This is a genomic window from Haloferax sp. ATCC BAA-644 (assembly GCF_000336975.1).
Lineage (GTDB): Archaea > Halobacteriota > Halobacteria > Halobacteriales > Haloferacaceae > Haloferax > Haloferax volcanii.
The window spans coordinates 24,979-47,564 of the sequence record NZ_AOLF01000034.1 but is presented as its reverse complement, the minus strand read 5'-3'; the positions used below and the strand labels follow the sequence as shown (position 1 = coordinate 47,564).

The window sequence follows — 22,586 nt, the reverse complement described above, 5'->3', positions numbered from 1 at the left end:
CCTCGGGCGCGCGGTCGCGACCCGCCCGTGAGCCGCGGCGCTCACTCCGCCGCGCCGGCCTCACCGACGGGGTCGAAAAGCACCTCGAAGCGCGCGCCGGCCGCGCCGTCGACGGCCCGAACCGCCCAGCCGTGGGAGTCGGCAATCTGCCGGACGATGCCGAGTCCGAGGCCGTTTCCGTCGCCGTCTTTGGTCGAAAAGCCGGCGTCGAAGACGCGGTCGCGAATCGACGCCGGGATGCCGGGCCCGTTGTCCTCGACGAAAAAGCCGCGGCGCGACGGAAGCGCGCCGACGCGAATCACGAGGTCGGTCGGCTCGTCGCCGCGGTCGGCCGCGCCGGCGCGGCCGTTTCGAGCGTGCTGCAGCGCGTTCCGAAACAGGTTCTCGAAGAGGCGCGTCGTCCGGCTCTCGTCGGCTTCGACCACCGGAAGCTCGCCGATTTCACAGCGGACGCGGTCGGCGTTCGACGAGCACATTTCCCAGCCGGTGGCCGCGGCGTCGGCCAGCGAGACCTCCGTCGCGTCGAGGACGGAGCGTTCGTCGCGGGCGAGAGACAGCACGTCTTCGACCACGTCGGTGATGCGTCGGTGGGCGCGCTCGACGTGGTCGAGGTGGCTGTCGTCGTCGAGTTCGCGGGCGAGTTCGAGCCGGCCCTGTGCGACCGCCAGCGGCCCGCGGATGTCGTGCGAGAGGACGCGGGCGAAGGCGTCGAGCCGGGCGTTCTGCTGGGCGAGTTCGCGCTCGTGGCTGATGCGTTCCGTGAGGTCGGAAATCACGCCGAGGATGTTCGTCACGTCGCCGTTCTCACCGAGGAGCGGGACCGCGCGGGCGGTGGCCCAGTGGATACGCTCGCTCCCCTCGGGAACGAAACGGAACTCGAACTCGTACTGGTCGTCGACGGCACCGTCTCGGATGTCGACGAACATCTCGTCGATAGCCCGCGTCAGTTGGTCTCGGTCGTCGACGTGGATGAGGTCGAGGAACGAGTTCGGGTCATCGTAGAGAAGCGACACGTCGCGTCCCCAGACGCTCTCGAACTGGTCGTTGATGTAGACGATGTCGAACTCGGTGGGCTCCGAGATGAACACCATATCCGGGAGCGACGAGATGATTTGGCTGGTGAGGCGCTCGGACCGTCTGAGGAGTCGTTCGGACTCCAGTCGGGCCGTGACGTCCATCGCGGTCCCGACGACGACCGGCTCGCCGTCGACCGTCGTCCGCTGGCCGGTGATTTCCAGCGCGGTCAGCTCGTCGGCGTAATCCCGGACGCGGACGGTGTACGACATCGATTCGACGCTGCCGTGGGACCTGTTTCGCAGGCTCTCTTCGACGATGGCGCGGTCTTCTTCGACGACGAACTCGGTGATGGGTCGGCCGACCACCTCGTCCGTGTCGTAGCCGAGCAAGTTCGAGAGATACTCGTTGACGAACGCGACCCGGCCGTCGCGTATCACGTACAGGCCGACGAGCGACTGCTCGGCGACGACGCGGAGCCACGCGTGCAGTTCGTCGAGTTCGGTCGACTGGCGGGCCGCGGCGACCGCCTTCGAGATGCGGTGGGCGAGCACCGCGATTTGAGCGTCGGTCGGTCGCTTGTCGACCACGTCGGCGACGCCGGCGGCGACCGCCTCGCGGACCGCCTTCTCGGAGTCGAGCCGGGTGAACAGAATCACGGGCGGCGGGTTCGGCAGCTCGCGGACGCGGAGCAGCGTATCGAGACCGGCGGTGTCGTCGAACTCGGTGACGATACAGTCGAACGGCGTCTCGGCGTGCATCGCGAGCGCCACGGTCGGCGCGTCGACCGCCGCGACATCGAGGCGGTCGCGGGCGTCGAGCGCCGACGCCGTGTCCGCGGCCGTCTCGGTGTCGTCGACGAGGAGCACCCGTACTGGGGGCTCAACACGAACGACGGGACCGAGAGACATGAGATGGTGTCAGTCACAGACAATAATAATCGTACCGGCGAATCCGGGGAGCAACCGACCGAAGTCGGACGCCTTTTGACGATGCGCCAAGTAGGTGTCCGTAATCGAATGATCTCGAAGGGATGCGAACAGTGCGCCATGGGCGGGAAGATGGTCCTGTTCGTCTACGGGTACTGCGACCAGCGCGATTGTTTCTACTGCCCGCTCGGCGAGAATCGCAAGAACGTCACCGACGTGTACGCCAACGAGCGGAAAGTCGAGTCCGACGCCGACGTCATCGAGGAGGCGAAACGCATGGACGCGCTCGGGTCGTCCATCACCGGCGGCGAACCGCAGGAGGCGCTCGACAAGACCTGCCGATACATCTCGCTTCTCAAAGACGAGTTCGGTGAGGACCACCACATCCACCTCTATACGGGAATCACGGGCGGCCGCGAGAACATGCGTCGTCTCGCCGAGGCCGGTCTCGACGAGATTCGCTTCCATCCGCCGCTCGAGCTCTGGGGCGATATGCACGGCACCGAGTGGGAAGATATCCTCTACATCGCCCGCGAGGAGGGCCTCACCCCGGCGTTCGAGATTCCGGGCATCCGCGCCGAACGGGAGTTCCTCGAGTTCCTCGACGAGGGGGCCGCGGAGTTCTGCAACATCAACGAGTTCGAGATGTCCGACGGGAACTACCGCCGGATGCAGGAGAAGGGCTACGAACTGCAAGACGGTCACATGTCGGCGGTCGACGGCTCGAAGGAGGCCATCCTCGACGAGATGGGCGACCACGAGCGCGTCTACTTCTGCACCTCCGTGTTCAAGGACGCCGCCCAGCACAGAAATCGCCTGAAGCGCATGGCCCGCAACCTCCGCCGCCCCTTCGACGAGGTGACGGACGACGGCACGCTCGTCTACGGCAAGACCTACACGCCCGCCGAGCGGTTCATCGAACTCGGCGTCCCCGACGAGTTCTACAGCATCAAGTCGAACCACGTCGAGGTCGCGTGGTGGCTCCTCGAAGAGATGATCGAAGACGGCGACGTGGACGACGGCGAAATCGTCGAGCAGTACCCGACCTACGACGGCACGGTCGTCGAGCGGACGCCGCTGGCCTGAGTTCCGGTGTTTTTGGTCCAGATTTTTGCGGAGTGAGCGAACGCGAACTCCGGAAAAAGGTGGGATGGAACCGTGGTCGAGCGGACGCCGCTGGCCTGAAGTCTGCGTCGTTTTTCCAGATATGTCCGGAGGTTCACGCGCCCGTCACGACCGAAAGCGGTGAGGCTGCCCCCGGTTTCTCGCGAGCGCGACGGACAGACTCGGCGTGAGTGCCGCGGCGACAGCCGCGGCCGTGGTCGGCCCGAGAGGGAGACCCGTCGCGACGCCGGCGGCCGCGACCGCGACGCCGACGAACACGCCCGCGGCGATGCCGGCGCGCTGTTGGCGGTGTGTCGGCCTGAATCCGCGGGCGTCGGCGTAGAGCGCGCCCGAGAGTCCGAGAACGAACCCGAGGAGCGCGCTCGTCGTCCCGAGGCGCGGGGCGAGCGCGAGAAACGCCGCGCCGACGACCGCGCAGCAGGCGAGTGACTGGACCGGAGACAGGGGGTTCACGTCCGCGCCGAACCGGACCGCGTAGGCGACGGGCGGAAGCGACACCACGACGGCGGCGAACACGCCGTCGAGCGGTTCGACCGTCGCGCGTTCGAGGACGGCGGTCGCCGCGGTCAGGAGGCCGATGGCTACGCCGAGGCCGAGGACGACCCGCGGCGGCAGCGCCTCGGAGGGGTCGTCAGACCGGAGGACGCCGAAGGCGGCGAAGGGGTAACAGACGGCGGCACCGAACAGGAGCGGGCGAAACAGCGCGCCCGAGAGAACCGCCGCGGAGACGGTCGCAGAGAGGCCGAGGAAGACGCCGATAAGGAGTGCGAACTCGGGGACGCGTGCTGCCATACCGCGGGGTTCGAGCGCGCGACGGAAAGCGTTTCGGCGGGCGACGGGCTACCCGCAAGCGTTTAGAGTGCCCCTAGTGTACCTCCCCGCATGTCCGACTGTCCACTCGCGGACGACTGCCCGAGCTTCTCAGAACGAATCGCGGGCATGGGGTGCCAGTACTACGGCGACCGCGGCGGCGCGGAGTGGTGCGACCACTACGAGCGCCCCATCTCCGAGCTCAAACAGCAGCCGGTCAAGCCGGGCGAGGAGGTCATCGTCACCGTCGAGGACATCCACGAGAGCGGTGCCGGCGTCGGGCGGACCGAAGACGGCTTCATCGTCTTCGTGGACGGGCTCCTGCCGGACGCGCGCGCCATCGTCCGCATCGACCGGGTGAAGGGGAGCCACGCCCGCGCGAAGAAAATCGTCGAGCGCCTGCCGCTCGACCCCGAAGCCGAGGGGAACGAGGCGGGCGAGACGAGCGGGACGGGCGAGTCAACCGGCGCGGACGCCAAATCGAAGGGAAGCGGTCGCGACGGTCCGAAGCGCCCCGAGGCGCTCGGCAGCCGAGACAACTTCTGGGGCGAGTAACGCCGAGTCGGCGGCGGCGTCCCGTGGACAGTCAGCCTGCTGTATCTTTTTTCACCCCCGAGACCTACCCCGAGGTATGAGCGACGCCGGACGCGACGACGAGACGGTCCCCGACGTAGACCAACTGCTCGACAGGGCGGGGTTCGACCCGGACGCGAGCGTCCTCACGCGAAGGCAAGCGGAGGTGCTCGCGCTGCGCGAGCGTGGGGTCCGCCAGTCGACTATCGCTGACTTCCTCGGCACCTCGCGCGCGAACGTCTCCAGCATCGAAGCCAGCGCCCGCGCCAACGTCGAGAAGGCCCGCGAGACGGTGACGTTCGTGGACGCGCTCACCGCGCCGGTCCGCGTCGAGGTCCCGACCGGAAGCGACCTCTACGACGTTCCCAAGCAGGTGTACGACGCCTGCGACGAGGCGGGCGTGAAGGTGAACCAGACCGCGCCGGACCTGATGAAAATCGTCTCCGACGCGGCCGGCGACGCGGTGGAGGGGAGAGAAATCAAAGAACAGCTGTTCGTCGGCGTCACGAGCGACGGCCGCGTCCGCGTCCGCAGACACGCCGACGGTGTCTGAGCCGTACAGCGTACAGCGCGCAGCCGACCGCACCGACCCGCCGTTCTGACGGCCCCGGTTCGCCACACGTCGTGCCGCGAGGCCCACGCTTTTGCTCGCGGCGGTCGTCGCCCCGGACATGGAACTCGGACTCGACGGCGACACGGTCGTCGTCACGGCGAGCTCGGCCGGTCTCGGGCGCGCGAGCGCCGCGGCGCTGGCCGACGAAGGAGCGAACGTCGTCGTCTGCGGGCGCGACTCCGAGCGCCTCGCGGCGACCGAATCGGAACTGAACGACCTCGACGGCGACGTGCTCGGCGTCGAGACCGACATCACGAACAAGGGAGACGTGGAGGCGCTAGTCGAGGCTGCCGTCGAGGAGTTCGGCGGCGTCGACCACGTCGTTACCTCGGCCGGCGGCGTGCCGCCGGGCGGCTTCGCCGACCTGACCGAACGGGAGTGGTACGGCGCGTTCGACATGCTCGTCATGAGCGCCGTCTGGACCGTGCGGGCGGCGCGGCCGCACCTCGAAGCGAGCGACGCGGGGACGATTACCTGCATCACCTCCACCTCCGTCAAGGAGGTCATCGACGACCTCATCCTCTCGAACGCGGTCCGCCGCGGCGTCATCGGCCTCGTGAAGTCGCTGTCGCGCGAACTCGCGCCGGGCGTGCGGGTGAACGCGGTGCTACCGGGCGCACACGAAACGAGCCGCATCGAGGAACTGGTCGAGGCGGCCGTCGAGCGCGGCGACCACGACACCTACGAGGAGGGCCTCGACTCGTGGTCCGACGGGATTCCGCTGGGCCGCGTCGGCGACCCGCGAGAACTCGGTGACGTGGTCGCGTTCCTCGCCAGCGACCGCGCGAGTTTCGTCACCGGGGCCTGCGTCCCGGTGGATGGCGGCCGACTGCGGAGCGCCTGACGCGGCGCTCGGCCCGTCTCAGAACGCGTCGCGGTCGCGGAGGACCGAGACCGCGTCGCGGACTCTCTGCGCTTGTTCTTTCGGCACGACGAGCACCCGGTCGTCCCACGCGACGACCGCGAGGTCGGAGACGCCGACGAGCGAGACGGTCGCGCCGTCGGTGGCGACGACGTTGTCCGCGGCGTCCACGAACACCGGGTCGTCCCCGAGCGCGACGTTGCCGTCCCCGTCGGCGGCGACGATTCGTTCGAGGGCGTCCCACGAGCCGAGGTCGTCCCACTCGAAGCCGACCGGCACGACCGCCGCGTCGGCGGCGCGCTCCATCACCGCGTAGTCGATGCTGACGCCCTCGACCGCTTCGAAGCCGGCGTCCGCGTCGCCGTCGTCGAGGGCGTCGAGGAGGGGCGCGAGCGGCGAGTCGCGCGCGGCGGAACACAGCGCCTCGGGCGTCCACGCGAACATCCCGGCGTTCCAGAGGTAGCCCTCGTCGACGTAGCGGGCGGCCGTCTCGGCGTCCGGTTTCTCGTGGAACGCGGCGAGGTCACGGGCGTCGCCGCGGTTCGCGCCGGGTTCGATGTAGCCGTAGCCGGTCTCCGGGCGAGTGGGTTCGACGCCGAAGGCGACGAGGGAGTCGGTGTCGGCGGCGACGCGCGCCCCGCGGGTCATCGCCTCCGCGAAGCCGTCGCCGACGTGGTGGTCGCTCGGGAGGACGACCACGACTGGGTCGTCGTACGATGCGGCGATGCGGTGGGTCGCGTAGACGAGCGCCGGGCCGGTGTCCTTGGCCGCGGGCTCGACCACGACCTCGGCGTCGGGCGCGTGGTCAGCGATGTCGTCCGCGAACGCCGGCCGCGTCGAGACGACGACGTGGTCGGCGAAGTCGGCGCGGGTGACGGTCTCCGCGAGCAGCGAGCGGTCGCCGCCGAGCGGGAGGAACTGCTTGGGCCGGTCGCTCCGGCTCGCGGGGTACAGGCGGGTGCCGGTGCCGCCGGCGAGGACGAGCGCGACGAGTGGGCGGTCCATACGGGCCGGTGGCGCCACAGCCTCAAAACCGTACCACGTCGCGCTCGCCTCGCTCCCCCGCGTCGCCTACCACGTCTCGACCATCCCCTCGCGGATGTCCTCGACGCAGCCCTGACAGTCGGGGTGGTCGGGGTCGAAGCAGGCGGGCCGGCCCTTCCCGTCGACGGCGACGGCGCGGCGCTCGGCGTGGCGGCGACAGACGAGTTTCGCACGGCCCTCGGCGTCCCGCGGGAGCGACTTCGCCGGGGGCGAGTCACGACCGTCTCGGTAGGCGCGCTTGGCCTCCTCGTAGCGCTTGCCGGCCGAGCGGGCGGCGCTGCGGATGATGCTTTCGAGGCGGTCGTCCATGGTGTCGAATGCGTCCCCGCGGCTATCAATTCCTCGCTCGGTGCGACGGTTCTGGCGCGCTCTCCGGCGTGACGTTCACTTTCACTCCGGCTCAGACATTTTTATATGAATACGCATCCAACCTCGATATGCCTCCCAATGGAAACCAAGGTGGAGGCGAGGTAGACCATGACTGATTTGCGAACCCACGCGGCTGAGATAGCCGACCAGTTCTCGGACCACCTAGACGTGTCCGCGGACGAAGTCGAAGAACGATTAGAGAGCCTCGTCAGCGAGTACCGCGTCCCCGTCGACGAAGCGCGGCGGAGCGTCGTCAACAGTTACCTCGACGAGGCCGGTATCGAGCGCGACGAGCTCGCCGGCGGCGCCGGCGGGAACGAACAGACCCTGCTCAACGACATCGACGAGGACGAGCAGTGGGTCGACGTCCGCGCGAAGGTCGTCGAACTCTGGGAACCCCGGAGCGAGTCCGTCGCGCAGGTCGGCCTGCTCGGCGACGACTCCGGGCGGATGAAGTTCATCGCCTTCACCACGTCCGAACTCCCCGAACTCGAAGAGGGGAAGTCGTACGCGCTCGGCAACGTCGTCACCGACGAGTACCAGGGCAACTTCTCCGTGAAGCTCAACCGGACGACGAGCATCACCGAACTCGACGAAGAAATCGAAGTCGGCGACGACTCGACCAGCGTCGAGGGCGCGCTCGTGGACATCCAGTCGGGGAGCGGCCTCATCAAGCGCTGTCCGGAGGAGGGCTGTACGCGCGTCCTCCAGAACGGGCGCTGTTCCGAACACGGCAGCGTCGAAGGCGAGTTCGACCTCCGAATCAAGGCCGTCGTCGACGACGGCGACGAGGTCCACGAAGTCATCTTCAACCGGGAGATGACGGAGGAGCTGACCGGTATCGAACTGGACGAGGCGAAGCAGATGGCCATGGACGCCCTCGACACCACCATCGTCGAAGAGGAGATGCGCGGTGACCTCGTGGGGTTCTACTACCGCGTCACCGGCCCGACGCTGGGTCGGTACGTGCTCGCCAACGAAGTCGAGCGGCTGCGCGAGCCGGCGGACGCAGAAGAACTGCTCATCAAAGCGAGGTCGATGTAAATGAGTTCCAACGAAATCCCCACCCGAGAGGTCGCCCGGCGCGTCTTCGCACAGGAGTTCAACGACGCCGGTTACACGTTCAAAGAGTCGGACGACGAGCGCGCGCCCGTCTATCTGCTGCTTCCGACGGGCGAGAGCGCCAACCGCGTCTTCCTCGTCGGCACGCTGACCGAGAAGGAAGACGTCGGCGAGGACAACGAGTACTGGCGCGGTCGCATCGTCGACCCGACGGGGACGTTCTTCGTCTACGCCGGTCAGTACCAGCCCGAGGCCGCCAGCGCGCTTCGCGACCTCGACGCGCCCGCCTACGTCGCGGTCGTCGGCAAGCCGCGGACGTACGAGACCGACGACGGCAGTATCAACGTCTCCGTCCGACCCGAGTCCATCACCGAGGTCGACGCCGCCACGCGCGACCGCTGGGTGACCGAGACCGCGGACAAGACGCTCGACCGCATCGCGGCGTTCGACGACGAGGGCGACGAGTACGCGCGGATGGCCCGCGAGCACTACGACCTCGACCCCGAGGAGTACAAGCGCGCCGCCATCGCCGCGCTCGAGAGCCTCGAACAGGCCGACGAACTGAGCGCGTAAGCGGGCGTCTCGCTCCGTTTCGTGCGCGTCGGCACTGAACGACGACCGACGACGACCGACGGCCGAGTTCCACCGTCACACGCCCCTTTTTGCGACGACTCACGACGCCCGGGACCCCTCGTCTGACGAACCATTAAGTGGCCTCACCACGGACCGACCAATATCATGGGCAACAAGAACAAGACCATCTCGTTTCGCGTCAACGAGGACGCGTTCGAGACCCTTCGGGAGATAGCCGAGGAGCGGGACATCTCCCTGTCCGCCGTCTTCCGCGACTACGTGGACACGTTAGTTGCCCACGACGGTCAGGTGCAGGTCGTCCCCAAACACGAACTCGAAAAGCTGCGCGAGGGCGAAGACGAGTCGTTCCCCCCGACCGTGGAGGTCCCCAAGAGCTTCATCCGCGAGCACGAGCGCCTCGAACTGGAGGCCGAACACCTCCGCGAGCAGCTCGAAGAGCACAAGGGCTACGTGAACTACCTGCGCGAGCAGGTCGAAAACGACCACGACGACGTGGAGGAGGTCATCCAACTGGAAGACCTCGATACGGGCGACGAGCCGTCGTTCCGCCTCGGCTAAGCGCCGTCGTCTCCGCCGCGGCGTCCGCGCCCACCGAGTTCAGCGAGGACCGACGAGGTCCTGCTTCGCCCGCCGCGCCTCGTCCTGCATCTCTCTGTCTCCTTCCACGTCCGCGAGCGCCTCGACCGATTCGAGCGTCCGGACCGAGTCGTCGAGGAACGAAAGCACGTCGCCGGGGTAGGCGTACACCATGTAGTCGTCTGTCATCACGTCCACGATGGCGTCGGGGCCGAGGCCCTGCGCGCGGAGTTCGAGCAGGTACTCGATGAACTGGCGCTCGGGGTAGCCGGTGTAGATGTCGTCGGAGTTCTCGCAGTCGAGGAAGTCCTGCGCGAAGTCGAGCAGGCGGTCGCGGGTGGCGTCGTCCACCTTGGCGAGTCCCTCGCCGGAGTAGAGGATTTCGAGGGTCGCACCGCTGAAGACGCGCTTGGGGATGTTCGTATCCAGTTGCGAGACGATTTGGCGGTGGTTTTTGAGATAGATCTTGTCGGTGATAGCCACTGCTATCCGCGACTTCGGGCCACCGCGGCAAAAGCGTCCCGCTCGCCGTCGCGGAGGGGCCGATGGGGATGACCTCTGTTACGTACTGTCATTCCGAGGCCGTAGCGTAACGTATTTTAGTCGTAGCGGATTAGGAAGGATTGCAGCGTGTCCGGGTTGGGGTAGTGGACTATCCTTCAGCCTTGTGGAGGCTGAGACGCGGGTTCAATTCTCGCACCTGGACCTCTTCTTTACATTTCGACCGGTGAGCGCCGCGTCGCGTGCGCGAACCTGTATCTCGAAATGTACTGTGACGGGCGACTGCGAGAATTGAGCCAGGGAGCAACTTGTTGCGACCGAGGTTCAATTCTCGCACCTGGACCTCTTCTTTACATTCTCACTCTTTCGAGCTGTGCTCGCGCCAGCGAGCACCGCGAGTACCATCGAGAATGTGCGAAGTCGAACCCGAGAGAATTGAACCGGGGAGCGAAGTGAGCGAGAGCGAACGAAGCGACCGAGGTTCACGCGAGCGAAGCGAGCGTGAGCACGTGAGGGGCCACCTCGCGCCGTTCAGTCCTCACACTTGGACCGCTTCTCTCAATTTCGACCGGTGAGCGACGTAATCGAGACGTGAGCATCTCCAATCGCCCACCAGACCCAAGTGTGTCACACACTAACATCAATTGTGGGATGAGAACCCAACTCCGCGCGGACAACTCGGTGTTCGACCGCATCCGCGACGCGATACTCAACCGCGGCGACCCGGAGGACAACGAAGACCCCGTCGGTCCCACGGTTCCGGCGGGTTGACCAGCCGGCCCACGGGTCGTCGCCGGTCCACCTCGCTTTTCCGCGCTCGAACCGCCGAGAGCGACGCGACGCGACCCGTCGTGACTGCGCCCGTCGCCGACATCCCGAAGGGAACGCCGGAAACGGGCAGGTCTTTCGTCTGGAAGTACTAGCACTCAGCCATGCAGATCGCCATCCTCACCGTGGGCAACGAACTGCTGGCGGGAGACATCGAGAACACGAACGCGACGTGGTTAGCTCGGCGGCTCAGCGAGGGTGGGGCGACGGTGGCGCGGATTCAGACGGTCCCCGACGACCACGGGGTCATCGCCGAGACGGTCGCTGACTGGGCGGCCGCCTTCGACGCGGTCCTCGTCACGGGCGGCCTCGGCGGGACGCCGGACGACATCACGATGGAGGCCGTCGCCGCCGGTCTCGACCGGGCGTTCGTCGTCAACGAGGAGGCCGCGGCGCAGGTCGAATCGACCATCGCTGCGATTCTCGAACACCGGTCCGACATCGACTTCGACCTCGAACCGGAGTGGTACGCCTCGATGCCCGCCGACGCCGAGGTGCTCCCGAACGAGGAGGGGCTCGCGCCCGGCTGTCGGGCGGGGAACGTCTACGTCTTACCGGGCATCCCCACGGAGATGAAGCCGATGTTCGAGTCCATCGCCGAGCGATTCGCCGGCGACGTTCGGTCACGGGTGGTCTACGCCGACGCGCCGGAGGGGGCCGTCGCCCGCGAACTCGGCGTCGTCACCGAGCGCTTCGGCGTGGGCGTCGGGAGCTATCCCAACAGCGGCGGGCCGACGCGAATCAAGCTCACCGGCGGCGACCCGGCGGCGCTCGACGAGGCAATGGCGTGGTTCCGGGCGAACGCGACGGTCGACCTCTACGAGAGCGAAGCCGCGGTCGAGGCGGCGCGCGAGGCGGAGACGGGCGGCGAAGAACGAAGTCAAATCGGCCGCGACGACGGGCGGTTGGGCAGCCACGACGGCGAGTAATCGAGCCAGCGATGCGGGTCAGCGAAGCTGTGCGAGGCCGGCGTCGGAGCGGGGCATGGCGTCGAGCGACCCGCGACTGCGGATGATGTTGAAGGCGGTGACGAGGTCCGACCGGGAGACGAGGCCGACGAGTTCCCCCGCCTCGTCGACGACCGGGAGGCGGCCCACGCCGCGTTCCTGCATGAGGGCGATGGCGTCCATCGCGTCGGCGTCGGGGGTGATGGTCGCCAGTTCGTCGCTCATGATGTCGTCGACGCGGAAGGCGTCGCGTTCGACCTCCTTGACGCCGCGGGCGTCGTCGAGGGTGACCATGCCGACGAGGTCGCCGTTTCTGAGCACCGGGTAGCCCGTGTGGCGCTCGACGAACATGCGTTCGAGGAGTTCCGCGACGGAGGTCTTCTCGTCGACCACGTCGAGGTTATCGCGGCCGGTCATGATGTCGCGGACGACCACGTCTTGGAACGTCGCCTTGAGGACCGTCTGTTGGGCCTCGCCGGACGCGCCCATGTAGATGAAGAAGGCGAGCGCGACGAGAAACAGGTTGAAAAACAGGCCGAACAGGCCGAGCAGGAACGCGAACACCTTGCCGACCTCGGCGGCCATCTGCGTCGCTTTCGCGTGCGGGCGGTTCCGTGCGAGGAGCGCCCGGAGGACGCGCCCGCCGTCCATCGGGAAGCCGGGGAGCATGTTGAACACGGCGAGAGAAACGTTCACCAGCGCGAGGTAGCCGAGGACGAACTGCGCGGGGGCCTGCGACTCGGGGAGCAACAGGAAGCCGGCGTAGGAGACGACGCCGATGGCGACCGAGACGACCGGGCCGGCGACGGCGATGGTGAACTCCTGTTTCCAGTCCTCGGGTATCTCCTTGAACCGGGCGACGCCGCCGAAGAGCCAGAGCGTGATGGACTCGATTTCGTAGCCGTAGCGCATGGCGACGAGCGAGTGGCCGAACTCGTGGAGCAGGACGCCGGCGAACAGCCCGATGGCGGCCGCGCTCCCGAGTACCCACTGCATCGACCCCGCGGAGATGGCCGCGCCGTCGATGGTCGAGCCGAAGAGGTCGTTGACGATGAGCGCGAGATTCGTCACGTCCGAGCCGATGAGCCACGCGAAAAGCGGGAGAACGATGAGGAACGTGAGGTCCAACTTTATCGGGATGCCGAAGACGCTACCGATGCGGATTCCTCGCATACCCGTAGTAGCCGCGGGGGGGCCTTAAGCAGTCAGGGCGGAGAGACGGGGAAATGCTTACGCGGGCGGGCAATCGACGGGGAGATATGAGCGATTCCCGACCGGAGCCGGTGGTCAAGCGGGGCGCGGACATCGAGTACGAGGCGGTCGGCGCGGCCGACGGGATGTCGAAGGGCGTCCTCGTCTCCGAGGCCGACGGCGCGCCGAACTTCGCCATCCGGCGGTTCGTCCTCGATTCGGGCGCGTCGGTGCCGAAACACACCAACGAGGTCGAACACGAGCAGTACGTCCTCTCGGGCCGGTACGTCGTCGGCATCGGGGACGAGGAGTACGAGGTCGAAGCCGGCGACTCGCTTCTGATTCCCGCCGGCGTCGTCCACTGGTACCGAAACGAGTCCGACGAGGAAGGGGCGTTCCTCTGTGCGGTCCCCAACGGCGACGACGCCATCGAACTCGCCGACGACGCCGACGCCTGAGCGCGGTTGGAGACTGGTGGTCGCAGAGGCCGAGGCAACGAGGCCGCGTGCGGGTCGCTGTCGAACCCGAGCGGTCGCAGGCGAATCCCTGAAATACCACGTCGCCGTAGCAGCCACCGTGTCTAAACAGGTCACCCGCGTCGACACGCTGTTTCTCCACCAGACGGGAGACGACTACCTCGTCGTCGCCCGCCGGGACGGAAAGCGGGTGCTCCGCGGCAAGCTCGAACTCAAAGAGACGAACGCGGGGCCCCGCCCCCTGCGCTTTCTGGTGACGCGGAAGGGAGAGGATTCGCCGCGCGACCCGAGCCAGTTCGTCGAACTCGCCCGGTCGGCCGCCCGCATCCGCATCTCGCAGCAGACGCCGAAGGACGGCCGCGACGAGCTAAAGGAGATGCTCGACGGCTACCAGCTTGAGGCGCTGACGGTGCGGACCTGCCGCCGCTGCGCCGTCAACGGCCGGTACTCGCCCATCACCGACGACACGGCCATCAAGGCCGAACACGAGCACATCTGCCGCGACTGTGCCGTCCAAGAGCTGGAGGGCGAGCTCTCATTCGCGGGCGGCCTCACGCAGGCGGCCCAAGAGCGCCTGGAGGAACTCCTGTACGAGACGGGCGACCTGACCCGTATCACGAACCTACTGCAAGGCGAGTTGGACCCCGACCTGACGAAGTTCGACACTATCAGCGCGACGACGGAGGACGTGGAGTTGGTCGAGACGAGCACGCTCGACCTCCACCCGAACCTGAAGTCGATGCTGACCGAGCGCTTCGACACCCTGCTCCCCGTCCAGAGCCTCGCCATCGACAACGGCCTGCTCGACGGCGACGACCAACTCGTGGTGAGCGCGACGGCGACCGGGAAGACGCTCGTCGGCGAACTCGCCGGTATCAACCGGATGCTGAACGACGACGGGAAGATGCTGTTTCTCGTCCCGCTCGTCGCGCTCGCCAACCAGAAACACGAGGACTTCAAGGAGCGCTACGGCCACCTCGGCAAGGTGACCATCCGCGTCGGCGCGAGCCGAATCAACGACGACGGCAACCGCTTCGACCCGAACGCCGACGTCATCGTCGGCACCTACGAGGGCATCGACCACGCGCTCCGGACCGGGAAGGACCTCGGGGACATCGGCACGGTCGTCATCGACGAGGTCCACACCCTGAAAGAAGAAGAGCGGGGCCACCGCCTCGACGGGATGATAGCCCGCCTGAAACACTACTGCGAGTCCCGCGCGAAGCGCCGCGAGGGCTACGGCGGCGCGCAGTGGATTTACCTCTCTGCGACCGTCGGCAACCCGAAGTGGCTCGCACAGAACCTCCGGGCGAACCTCGTCGAGTACGAGGACCGCCCCGTCCCCATCGAGCGCCACGTCACCTTCGCCGACGGCCAAGAGAAGCCGCGCATCGAGAACCGCCTCGTGCGACAGGCGTTCGACTCGAAGTCCTCGAAGGGCTACCGCGGCCAGACCATCATCTTCACCAACTCGCGGCGGCGGTGTCACGAAATCGCCCGGAAGATGGACTACAACGCCGCCGCGTACCACGCCGGCCTCGACTACGGCCAGCGAAAGCGCGTGGAGCGGCAGTTCGCCAATCAGGACCTCGCGGCCGTCGTGACGACCGCCGCGCTCGCCGCCGGCGTCGACTTCCCGGCGTCGCAGGTCATCTTCGACACGCTGGCGATGGGCATCGAGTGGCTCTCCGTCCAGGAGTTCAGCCAGATGCTCGGCCGCGCCGGCCGACCCGACTACCACGACAAGGGCGTCGTCTACCTGCTCGTCGAACCCGACGCGAGCTATCACAACACGATGGAGATGACCGAGGACGAGGTGGCGTTCAAGCTCCTCAAAGGCGAGATGGAGGAGGTCAGGACGGTGTACGACCAGTCGTCGGCGGTCGAGGAGACGCTGGCGAACATCGTCGTCGCCGGCACGAAGGCCAAGGCGCTCAACAACCGCATGCTCGGGGAGTTGCCGACGACCCACGCGGTCGGGAAGCTCTTGGAGTGGGGCTTCATCGACGGCCTCGACCCGACGCCGCTCGGCCTCGCCGTGACCCGGCAGTTCCTCTCGCCGAAGGAGGCGTTCGCCATCCTCGACGGCATCCGAAAGGGGTCGTCGCCGTACGAAATCGTCGCCGACCTCGAACTCGACGAGGAAGGCCGGTAGCGACGACGTGCTCGGCCGAGAGACAGTCCGAATCCCGCACGCTTTTTGGCCGCCGACGCGTCGGTGACCGCGTGGTAGCGATAACGCCGGACATCCTCGTCGTCTTCGCCGTCATCCTCGTCGCGTTGGCGTTCTTCGCGACCGAGCCCGTCCCGGTCGACGTGACGGCCATCGGCGTGATGGTGTCGCTGATGCTGATTCAGCCCGCCTCCGAGGCGCTCGCCTCGGCGGGGCTGCTCGGCGCGCCGATCATCCTGTTCGAGTCGTACCCCGGCGACGCCCTCTCGGGGTTCGCCAACACGGCGACGCTGACCGTCCTGGCGATGTTCATCCTCAGCGAGGGCGTCCAGCGGACCGGTATCATCCAACTGCTGGGCGCGAAGATATCGACGTTCACCGGCGACAGCGAACTCCGACAGCTCGGCGCGACCGTCGGCGTCGTCGGCCCCATCTCCGGCTTCATCAACAACACCGCCGCGGTCGCCATCCTGCTCCCGATGGTGACCGACCTCGCGGAGCGCGGGCGGACCTCGCCGTCGAAGCTGCTCTTGCCGCTGTCGTACGCCTCGATGTTCGGCGGCATGCTGACGCTCATCGGTACGTCGACCAACATCCTCGCCAGCGACGTCTACTCGCGCATCACGGGCGAAGCGCCCTTCTCGATGTTCGAGTTCACCGCGCTCGGCGCGGTGGTCATGGCCGTCGGCGTCGTCTACCTCATGACAATCGGCCGGCGGCTCACCCCGGAACGAATCGAACCCCGACGCGACCTCACCGAGGAGTTCGAGATGGCGGAGTACCTGACCGAGGTCGTCGTCCGCGAGGACTCTCCGCTCGTCGGCCAGCAGGTCCAGCGGGCGCTCGTCGAGACGGAGTTCGACGTCGACCTCCTCCAACTCATCCGCGGCGAGAGCGTCTTCCTCGAACCGCTCGGCCCGAAGGAGATTCAGCCGGGCGACGTGTTCACCCTGCGAACTGACCGCAACACGCTCGTCGAACTGCTCGACGTGGAGGGGCTCGACCTCGTGCCGGCGACCGTCACCGAAGACGAACTCGAACTCGCCGACCGCGGCCAGAACCTCGTCGAAGTCGTCGTCGCGCCGGGGTCGGCGCTGGTCGGTGAGTCGCTCGCCTCGGCGAGTTTCAGACAGCGGTACGACGCGACCGTGCTCGCGCTCCGCCGCGGCGGCGAACTCATCCGCCGGCGGATGGACAACCTCCCCCTCCGCGTCGGCGACACGCTGCTCGTGCAGGCGACCGTCGAGAGCATCGAGCGCCTCGACAACAACCGCAACTTCATCGTCGCCCAGGAAATCGAGCGCCACGACTACCGCGAGTCGAAGATTCCGGTGGCCGTCGGCATCGTCGCCGGCGTCGTCGCGCTCGCCGCGCTCGGCTTCCTGCCCATCGTCGTCGCCGCGCTCCTCGGCGCGCTCGCCATGGTCGCCACGAAATGTCTCCGCCCGACCGAACTGTACGACGCCGTCCAGTGGGACGTTATCTTCCTGCTCGCCGGCGTCATCCCGCTCGGCATCGCCATGGAGAACTCCGGGGCCGCCGGACTCCTCGCCGAACTGGTCGTGATGACCGGCGACTACCTCCCGCTTATCGCGGTCCTCGGCGTGTTCTACTTCGTGACGGCGCTCCTGACGAACGTCATCTCGAACAACGCGAGCGTCGTGCTCATGATTCCGGTCGCCATCGAGGCCGCGACGACGCTCGGCGCCGACCCGTTCTCGTTCGTCCTCGCGGTCATGTTCGCGGCGTCGACGGCCTTTATGACCCCCGTCGGCTACCAGACGAACCTGTTCGTCTACGGTCCCGGCGGCTACAAGTTCACGGACTACATCCGCGTCGGCGGCCCGCTCCAGTTGCTTCTCGGCGTGGTGACGACTATCGGCGTCGCGTACTTCTTCCCCCTGACCTGACGGGGCGGAACGAAACCCTTTACTCCGCGACGGGGAGAGTCGTATGTGCGGGACCGTGGGTTAGCCTGGTATACTTCGGGCCTTGGGTGCCCGTGACCCCGGTTCAAATCCGGGCGGTCCCATACCCATTAAGGCTGAATCGGCCGTTCTTGCCGGTTCTAACGGCCGTTTGAGGTGGTTGGCATGATGCTACTCGAGNCCGGGCGGTCCCATACCCATTAAGGCTGAATCGGCCGTTCTTGCCGGTTCTAACGGCCGTTTGAGGTGGTTGGCATGATGCTACTCGAGTCCCAGAGCGACGCGAGTAGCTGTCGGTACTGCGGGTCACACGTCACCCGCGACTTCCGTCGAGTCTACGGCGATTCCGACAACCACGTTCACCGCTGTCGCGAGTGTGACACGCTCATTCGTCTGCAAGGCGGGTCGGCCGCTGGTCTCTCCGTCTCTGTTCCAGACCCACAGCAGGCGTGCGGTCGTCACGGCGGTAATCTGGAGCGGTGGCAATGACGGTTCTCTGTCCGTCCTGCAGTCGTGAGAGTGACTGCATCTTCCGCTGTGAGTACTGCGGCCACGATCTCGCAGAGGAGGACCGGCGGTGAGTTCCGTTGCGAGCGCGCCCCACGAGACGCGCGGTAATCTCCTCTATGGTGAGTACGGGTCATCACCGTACTGGGCAGTCCGCCAGCTGTACAACCACATCGACGGCGGTATCTCGAAGATCGAAGTAGAGGTGCCCCGCCTCGAGGAGGATGGAACCGAGACGTGGGAAGTCTCGATGGGCTTCCACCAGTCGGGGCTCTCTCCACGCGAAGCAGACACGGTGAACTCGCTTCTCGAGTACGACATCAACGCCTACGGCAAGGGAGAGCGGAAGCTTCCGGTCTGCGTACAGCCGCGCCTCGCGTGGTCCGACGAGAACCGACCGGATAGCGTCCCTGCGGCGCTCGGTCCCGCGACGAACGTGAAACTGCAGAACGTCGTCAACCTCGAGTTAGACGAGATTCCGCACGTCTTCAAGTGGGTGATGCGGCGGGTGTGCGAGAAAGTCGGCTTCGACTGGTCACGCAAGTACTTCGCCGAAGAACCGCACGAGTTCTCGACGATAACTCAGCACGAGCGCTACCTGCGAATCGACCGCGATCAGGCGAAGAAACTCATCAGGCGCGACGGCGTCTTCATGCGTCTGTTCATGCTCTCGGCCGATATCGAAGGCTCACACGTCGTCTACGATTCGAACAACGAGGACGTAGTCGGCTACAACCACCAGCTCCGACTCGACCGCTCGGCTATTGCTGATCTCTTCCCGAACAGCCAGCACCGTCCTCGAGGGCTTCAGCTGAAGCACTATCACCCGAAGCACGTTCGCGAGAGCGCTAACGGTGACCCGCTGTACCACCCGAAACTCGGTGCGCTGTACAAGAAAAATCTGAATCGAGATCAGGCTGTCGCGTGGAGCGACCGGCACGATCTGGTTGGCGACCTGGAAGAGAAATTGCTGAACGTCCTGGCGTGGGCGGACATCCCGACTCGGCCGGGGATGTGGTTCGTCTCGGACGACCACTTCAACGCGGTCGCGTCCGACCGGACTATCGCGCTGTGGGATGACCCGACGCCGCAGATCGAAGCGTCCCAAGAGTCGATCATCATGCGCACACTCTCGAGACTCGCTGATTCAGACAGGGACGTACTCAAGCACCTCGCAGTAACCGATGGAGGCACGCCTGTCGGAGAACTCGAGGATGGGACCGGTTGGTCTTCCACGACGATCTACCGCGTCCTCCGACGACTCTCGGGACTCCTCGAGAACGACGGCGGAGTCGTGAAGTGGGTCTCTTCGAAGATCGCGCAGGAAGTGCGCGAGCTGGTGTCCATCGCGGACGACGTGGTAGACTCGGTCGCCGGGCGGATCGAGAACGTTCTGAACGTCGACCCACGCGACCTGGAGCGGTCTGGTCGTGCCCTGCAGAACTGGCTGAACCGCTACGGCGCGGAAGTCGTCGCCAGAATGGACGACCGCGACGACCGCGTGCGGATTCGTATCCGGACGGTACTCACTCAGTCAAAGAACTCCGCGGCGACGGGCGAGTACCTGCCCGACGTGCTCGAGGAAGGATACAGCGCGTGGTGTGACGCCGGACTCGACTCTCGGCGGTTCCTTAACGCGATCATCACCTACGACCGAGCGTACGGTCCTGTCCAGAACACGGTCGCTCAGAAGCACCTGTAGCAGGTGGCCTTCTGAGTGGCAACGCTCTCGGTCGGGTCCCTCTTTTATATACTACTCTCCGATTTTCGCCCGAACCCTGTTTTCGGGTGGAGTCTCGATTCTCCGCGAGCGGCCGCGCTCGAGGAGATCGGGCGGGTGCTGTTTTCGTCCGGTGGGACAGCCCCCTTAGGTAGTGTGACTAACGTCACAACTGTAGAAAAATAACCCTCCGTCTCCGCAACTCCAGGTGATGCAGATGAAATGTCGCTCCGTTTTTGGAATCAAATGAGACTACAGTACTTCAGGGTATATCCGGAAGTTATCGAGATACTTGTCTCTGATAATAGTATGTAGTTCGCGACCATGGTCAAGGTCCTCAATGTTCTCAACTTTCACATACCCTAGACGGCTGTTACCAGAAACAGTCACTTTGTACACGCGTTTTTTATACTCAAACTTTCCAGTTATCCCACGAGTGAACCAGCCCTCATCACGGAGTTCGTTTACTTGATCATCATCGAAGATATCTGTAATCCCCTCGAAGTCTGCTCTTTTGATTGGATGTTCGTCATCAGTTTGAGGGTTATACATCTGTACTTCGGTGATTTCGATCAGGACTGGATCTTCAGAACTCTTACTCATCGTAATCCCTCTCTGTTTTGAATGAGTCGATGAAGGACCGGACGATCTCTTCAGCATCGTCTTCGACAAGGTTCAGATTGCCAGTTGTGTCTACATCAAGAACAGTTAATTCATCAATTGTTTTCTTAGCCTTGCCAACTAGTGCTGGTTGTGTGGTCCGAATGATGACTAACCTTCGTTCGGGAACGAAAGTCATCGGGATTCTCTTTTGGTTTGGCAAATCTTCGATCTCAAGGTCTTCAGTAATAGTGACATCTGATGTGTAATAATAGTAAGATGCACGAACATGCCCTTTCTTGTCAATCCGATACTGAAAGCCTTCCCGCCGGCTAGAGTCGTCACTTACAACTAGATTAGAGTCTAAGCTGCCAGTAATCAGATCTGTTGTTATCTCTTCTGGCTCCAAAATATCAAGATACGCCTCAGATATCTCCTCGATATCTCCCTCTACTGCTTCCTTTGTGATTCTGAGAAATTCTTCAAAGGAGGTGTCATCCCATTCTTGCTGACCATATTCCTCCTGCCCCCTCTCCCACCGAGAGAATTTCTTGGACTCACCGGTAAAGTCAGAGTGAATCTTTTTCATGGTCTCCAGAGTGCAATTTGGCTTAATGTAGTTACCAATCACCCTGATCGCTTTTGGCCCATATGATGTCATTCTCTCTAACTGAGCGAGGAATCCGCACCATATAAATCATGTCACTCAAGAGTATACATATTGTGGAGATATTGAATAGACTACCTATCGGTGGGAGTACCCAAACCACGGATGAGATCAAGGTAGAGCTGACAAATAAATTAGATAGCGAGGATCTAAAGCGGATTGAAAATATACAATTAGCTACAGCGACACTAATATTATCTGGCTACATCGCTACTCTAAACAAGAATATCCAACTGATAACAGAATATGAGACGTATATTAGACTATTTGTCTTACTCTCTTCGTTATTTCTATTGTTAAAAATAATATCTACCACATTGTCACCATTTATTGACAGAGATATAATTGAGATACTTGACAAGATTATATTGCCATTCACATTCATGTTTGTTATCTCGGGGGGTGCGTTGATCATCATCCTTTCTTGGCTCCCACAGATTATTCTTAATTTTATATCTCCAATTACTATTATTATGCCAAAAGTTGTCAGCGGATTGCAAAGCACAATGTTCAATATTGGCCTACTACTACTATCTGCTATAGCGAGCGTATGCTATGCGTACAAAGCTGCTACCAAAATGTCTGCACTCAATTCGAAGGTACCAGACGTTGAATTCACCCTCACTAGCGGAGGTAGTGGCGATCAGATTCCGATTCGGATCACTAACAATACCAGTAGCCCGATCTCAAAGTCAGACATCAAGCTCCGAGCAATCGCTGGTGCAGAATTGGAATTAGATATTGAAGGTGCGAAACGTCTTGAGGAGAATATTTGGGAACCCCGACTAGGGTTGATGCCCGGGAAAAGTTCTAACCTAAACCTATCTATTAGTAAATCAGACTCCGACAGAAGTATAACAGAAAGAGAGGCCATTGTAGAGATATTATTCCACGGGGACGTAGAACAAACGCATCACATTAGGCTGAAAGGCTGAGAAGACCTTCCAGACCGAACATATGCAATAATAAGGCTTGGTTGAAGCCGATCTTTTCTTAATCGTAACAGGCGCAATAGTGAACGAGGTGAGGCACGACAGGATAACAACTAACGAAAAATTAGACGTGGATGGATCTTCACCTGTTTCGATCCACGGTGCCCACCTGCACTATAGAAGTTGAGTCGCAGATTCCCTGCTTCAACCGACCGAGTATCCACAACCTGTATCCCACGCCCACGCGCCTTGTATGGTACGAAAACATAGAGCCCGTCTGCTTGGACGAGTCGCTTGTGATACTGCTCGAAGATTCTGAACCGACCTTCCGTTCCATCCCCACGGTTCAGCATCGTCGCTTTCGTTTCCACCGGGCGGCCGTCTGATGTTCTGGCATCGTGCCAGCTCGTATGTGTCGACTTGAGGCCGTAACGACGAACTGCCACCTCTTCCGCAAGTCGGCCATAGTGTGCCGCCTTTCGAGAACGATTCATCGGACAACCATCTCGGTGAACATCTGACGAACCACCGCGATAGCAGCGACC

At 64.0% G+C, this 22,586-nt stretch carries 21 protein-coding genes and 2 tRNA genes; 15 read left to right on the top strand and 8 right to left on the bottom strand.

Features of this window, described 5'->3' with window-relative positions; genetic code table 11:
• Positions 1 to 41: 41 nt before the first annotated feature.
• On the bottom strand, positions 42 to 1,925 hold the full coding sequence (locus C458_RS14955; RefSeq protein ID WP_239638783.1) for a PAS domain S-box protein: 1,884 nt from the start codon (positions 1,923 to 1,925) through the stop codon (positions 42 to 44).
• Positions 1,926 to 2,033: 108 nt separating this feature from the next.
• Here C458_RS14955 and C458_RS14950 point away from each other — a divergent pair, with 108 nt between their 5' ends.
• Entirely contained in the window at positions 2,034 to 3,029 is a 996-nt protein-coding gene (locus tag C458_RS14950; RefSeq protein ID WP_049897075.1) for a radical SAM protein, read from the top strand.
• Between the two features lie 144 nt (positions 3,030 to 3,173).
• On the opposite strand, the gene C458_RS14945 is transcribed toward C458_RS14950, so the two are convergent.
• On the bottom strand, positions 3,174 to 3,860 hold the full coding sequence (locus C458_RS14945; protein ID WP_008576974.1) for a hypothetical protein: 687 nt from the start codon (positions 3,858 to 3,860) through the stop codon (positions 3,174 to 3,176).
• Between the two features lie 90 nt (positions 3,861 to 3,950).
• On the opposite strand from C458_RS14945, the gene C458_RS14940 reads away from it, so the two are divergent.
• The 3 genes from C458_RS14940 (at position 3,951) to C458_RS14930 (ending at position 5,908) form a co-directional block, all read left to right on the top strand.
• Entirely contained in the window at positions 3,951 to 4,433 is a 483-nt protein-coding gene (locus C458_RS14940) for a TRAM domain-containing protein (RefSeq protein ID WP_008578512.1), read from the top strand.
• A 76-nt stretch (positions 4,434 to 4,509) separates the two neighbouring features.
• Entirely contained in the window at positions 4,510 to 5,004 is a 495-nt protein-coding gene (locus C458_RS14935) for a Tfx family DNA-binding protein (RefSeq protein ID WP_008576971.1), read from the top strand.
• Positions 5,005 to 5,122: 118 nt separating this feature from the next.
• The gene (locus tag C458_RS14930; RefSeq protein ID WP_008576969.1) at positions 5,123 to 5,908 is read left to right on the top strand and encodes an SDR family oxidoreductase; all 786 of its coding nucleotides are present in this window, start codon (positions 5,123 to 5,125) and stop codon (positions 5,906 to 5,908) included.
• A gap of 18 nt (positions 5,909 to 5,926) precedes the next feature.
• Here C458_RS14930 and C458_RS14925 read toward each other — a convergent pair whose 3' ends face one another.
• The gene (locus C458_RS14925; protein WP_008576967.1) at positions 5,927 to 6,931 is read right to left on the bottom strand and encodes a mannose-1-phosphate guanylyltransferase; all 1,005 of its coding nucleotides are present in this window, start codon (positions 6,929 to 6,931) and stop codon (positions 5,927 to 5,929) included.
• 66 nt (positions 6,932 to 6,997) lie between these two features.
• A complete protein-coding gene (locus C458_RS14920; protein WP_008576965.1) occupies positions 6,998 to 7,279 on the bottom strand; it encodes a hypothetical protein in 282 nt (93 codons plus the stop codon).
• Positions 7,280 to 7,447: 168 nt separating this feature from the next.
• Here C458_RS14920 and C458_RS14915 point away from each other — a divergent pair, with 168 nt between their 5' ends.
• The 3 genes from C458_RS14915 (at position 7,448) to C458_RS14905 (ending at position 9,553) form a co-directional block, all read left to right on the top strand.
• On the top strand, positions 7,448 to 8,383 hold the full coding sequence (locus tag C458_RS14915; RefSeq protein WP_008576963.1) for a replication factor A: 936 nt from the start codon (positions 7,448 to 7,450) through the stop codon (positions 8,381 to 8,383).
• The gene (locus C458_RS14910; RefSeq protein WP_004969002.1) at positions 8,384 to 8,974 is read left to right on the top strand and encodes an RPA family protein; all 591 of its coding nucleotides are present in this window, start codon (positions 8,384 to 8,386) and stop codon (positions 8,972 to 8,974) included.
• A gap of 165 nt (positions 8,975 to 9,139) precedes the next feature.
• Entirely contained in the window at positions 9,140 to 9,553 is a 414-nt protein-coding gene (locus C458_RS14905; RefSeq protein ID WP_004044633.1) for a ribbon-helix-helix protein, CopG family, read from the top strand.
• A gap of 39 nt (positions 9,554 to 9,592) precedes the next feature.
• Here C458_RS14905 and C458_RS14900 read toward each other — a convergent pair whose 3' ends face one another.
• Entirely contained in the window at positions 9,593 to 10,054 is a 462-nt protein-coding gene (locus C458_RS14900) for a DUF5814 domain-containing protein (RefSeq protein ID WP_008576960.1), read from the bottom strand.
• Between the two features lie 150 nt (positions 10,055 to 10,204).
• On the opposite strand from C458_RS14900, the gene C458_RS14895 reads away from it, so the two are divergent.
• Both C458_RS14895 and C458_RS14890 read left to right on the top strand, forming a co-directional pair.
• Positions 10,205 to 10,277 (top strand) — tRNA-His (locus C458_RS14895).
• Positions 10,278 to 11,004: 727 nt separating this feature from the next.
• Positions 11,005 to 11,829, top strand: a complete 825-nt coding sequence (locus C458_RS14890; protein ID WP_008576957.1) for a molybdopterin-binding protein — start codon at positions 11,005 to 11,007, stop codon at positions 11,827 to 11,829.
• Positions 11,830 to 11,847: 18 nt separating this feature from the next.
• On the opposite strand, the gene C458_RS14885 is transcribed toward C458_RS14890, so the two are convergent.
• The gene (locus C458_RS14885; protein WP_008576955.1) at positions 11,848 to 13,020 is read right to left on the bottom strand and encodes a M50 family metallopeptidase; all 1,173 of its coding nucleotides are present in this window, start codon (positions 13,018 to 13,020) and stop codon (positions 11,848 to 11,850) included.
• 86 nt (positions 13,021 to 13,106) lie between these two features.
• On the opposite strand from C458_RS14885, the gene C458_RS14880 reads away from it, so the two are divergent.
• The 5 genes from C458_RS14880 (at position 13,107) to C458_RS14860 (ending at position 19,824) form a co-directional block, all read left to right on the top strand.
• The gene (locus C458_RS14880; RefSeq protein ID WP_008576954.1) at positions 13,107 to 13,496 is read left to right on the top strand and encodes a cupin domain-containing protein; all 390 of its coding nucleotides are present in this window, start codon (positions 13,107 to 13,109) and stop codon (positions 13,494 to 13,496) included.
• 118 nt (positions 13,497 to 13,614) lie between these two features.
• Positions 13,615 to 15,669: a DEAD/DEAH box helicase gene (locus tag C458_RS14875; RefSeq protein WP_008576952.1), complete on the top strand. Its 2,055-nt coding sequence runs from the start codon at positions 13,615 to 13,617 to the stop codon at positions 15,667 to 15,669.
• Between the two features lie 179 nt (positions 15,670 to 15,848).
• Positions 15,849 to 17,597 (top strand): SLC13 family permease, encoded by a 1,749-nt coding sequence (locus tag C458_RS14870; protein ID WP_394295458.1) that lies wholly within the window; start codon positions 15,849 to 15,851, stop codon positions 17,595 to 17,597.
• 49 nt (positions 17,598 to 17,646) lie between these two features.
• Positions 17,647 to 17,719 (top strand) — tRNA-Pro (locus C458_RS14865).
• Between the two features lie 473 nt (positions 17,720 to 18,192).
• Entirely contained in the window at positions 18,193 to 19,824 is a 1,632-nt protein-coding gene (locus C458_RS14860) for a hypothetical protein (protein ID WP_008579715.1), read from the top strand.
• A 270-nt stretch (positions 19,825 to 20,094) separates the two neighbouring features.
• On the opposite strand, the gene C458_RS18190 is transcribed toward C458_RS14860, so the two are convergent.
• Together C458_RS18190 and C458_RS14855 are read right to left on the bottom strand one after the other, a co-directional pair.
• Complete coding sequence (locus C458_RS18190) at positions 20,095 to 20,445, bottom strand: hypothetical protein (protein WP_152418143.1); 351 nt, start codon at positions 20,443 to 20,445, stop codon at positions 20,095 to 20,097.
• Positions 20,438 to 21,103 carry a hypothetical protein gene (locus tag C458_RS14855; RefSeq protein ID WP_152418142.1) on the bottom strand — a complete coding sequence of 222 codons (666 nt, stop codon included), beginning with the start codon at positions 21,101 to 21,103 and terminating at the stop codon, positions 20,438 to 20,440. Before C458_RS14855 ends, C458_RS18190 begins: the two co-directional genes overlap by 8 nt.
• 38 nt (positions 21,104 to 21,141) lie before the next feature.
• On the opposite strand from C458_RS14855, the gene C458_RS18185 reads away from it, so the two are divergent.
• Positions 21,142 to 22,044: a hypothetical protein gene (locus tag C458_RS18185; RefSeq protein ID WP_152418141.1), complete on the top strand. Its 903-nt coding sequence runs from the start codon at positions 21,142 to 21,144 to the stop codon at positions 22,042 to 22,044.
• Positions 22,045 to 22,586: the final 542 nt, after the last annotated feature.

What these genes read in the sequence shown, in the direction of transcription:
- C458_RS14915 (WP_008576963.1), top strand. Translation starts at nt 7,448, where the DNA reads ATGACTGATTTGCGAACCCACGCGGCTGAGATAGCCGACCAGTTCTCG.
- C458_RS18190 (WP_152418143.1), bottom strand. Translation starts at nt 20,445, where the DNA reads ATGAGTAAGAGTTCTGAAGATCCAGTCCTGATCGAAATCACCGAAGTA.
- C458_RS14905 (WP_004044633.1), top strand. Translation starts at nt 9,140, where the DNA reads ATGGGCAACAAGAACAAGACCATCTCGTTTCGCGTCAACGAGGACGCG.
- C458_RS14955 (WP_239638783.1), bottom strand. Translation starts at nt 1,925, where the DNA reads ATGTCTCTCGGTCCCGTCGTTCGTGTTGAGCCCCCAGTACGGGTGCTC.
- C458_RS18185 (WP_152418141.1), top strand. Translation starts at nt 21,142, where the DNA reads ATGTCACTCAAGAGTATACATATTGTGGAGATATTGAATAGACTACCT.
- C458_RS14930 (WP_008576969.1), top strand. Translation starts at nt 5,123, where the DNA reads ATGGAACTCGGACTCGACGGCGACACGGTCGTCGTCACGGCGAGCTCG.
- C458_RS14855 (WP_152418142.1), bottom strand. Translation starts at nt 21,103, where the DNA reads ATGACATCATATGGGCCAAAAGCGATCAGGGTGATTGGTAACTACATT.
- C458_RS14910 (WP_004969002.1), top strand. Translation starts at nt 8,384, where the DNA reads ATGAGTTCCAACGAAATCCCCACCCGAGAGGTCGCCCGGCGCGTCTTC.
- C458_RS14945 (WP_008576974.1), bottom strand. Translation starts at nt 3,860, where the DNA reads ATGGCAGCACGCGTCCCCGAGTTCGCACTCCTTATCGGCGTCTTCCTC.
- C458_RS14950 (WP_049897075.1), top strand. Translation starts at nt 2,034, where the DNA reads ATGATCTCGAAGGGATGCGAACAGTGCGCCATGGGCGGGAAGATGGTC.
- C458_RS14885 (WP_008576955.1), bottom strand. Translation starts at nt 13,020, where the DNA reads ATGCGAGGAATCCGCATCGGTAGCGTCTTCGGCATCCCGATAAAGTTG.
- C458_RS14920 (WP_008576965.1), bottom strand. Translation starts at nt 7,279, where the DNA reads ATGGACGACCGCCTCGAAAGCATCATCCGCAGCGCCGCCCGCTCGGCC.
- C458_RS14940 (WP_008578512.1), top strand. Translation starts at nt 3,951, where the DNA reads ATGTCCGACTGTCCACTCGCGGACGACTGCCCGAGCTTCTCAGAACGA.
- C458_RS14880 (WP_008576954.1), top strand. Translation starts at nt 13,107, where the DNA reads ATGAGCGATTCCCGACCGGAGCCGGTGGTCAAGCGGGGCGCGGACATC.
- C458_RS14870 (WP_394295458.1), top strand. Translation starts at nt 15,849, where the DNA reads ATGGTGTCGCTGATGCTGATTCAGCCCGCCTCCGAGGCGCTCGCCTCG.
- C458_RS14935 (WP_008576971.1), top strand. Translation starts at nt 4,510, where the DNA reads ATGAGCGACGCCGGACGCGACGACGAGACGGTCCCCGACGTAGACCAA.
- C458_RS14890 (WP_008576957.1), top strand. Translation starts at nt 11,005, where the DNA reads ATGCAGATCGCCATCCTCACCGTGGGCAACGAACTGCTGGCGGGAGAC.
- C458_RS14925 (WP_008576967.1), bottom strand. Translation starts at nt 6,931, where the DNA reads ATGGACCGCCCACTCGTCGCGCTCGTCCTCGCCGGCGGCACCGGCACC.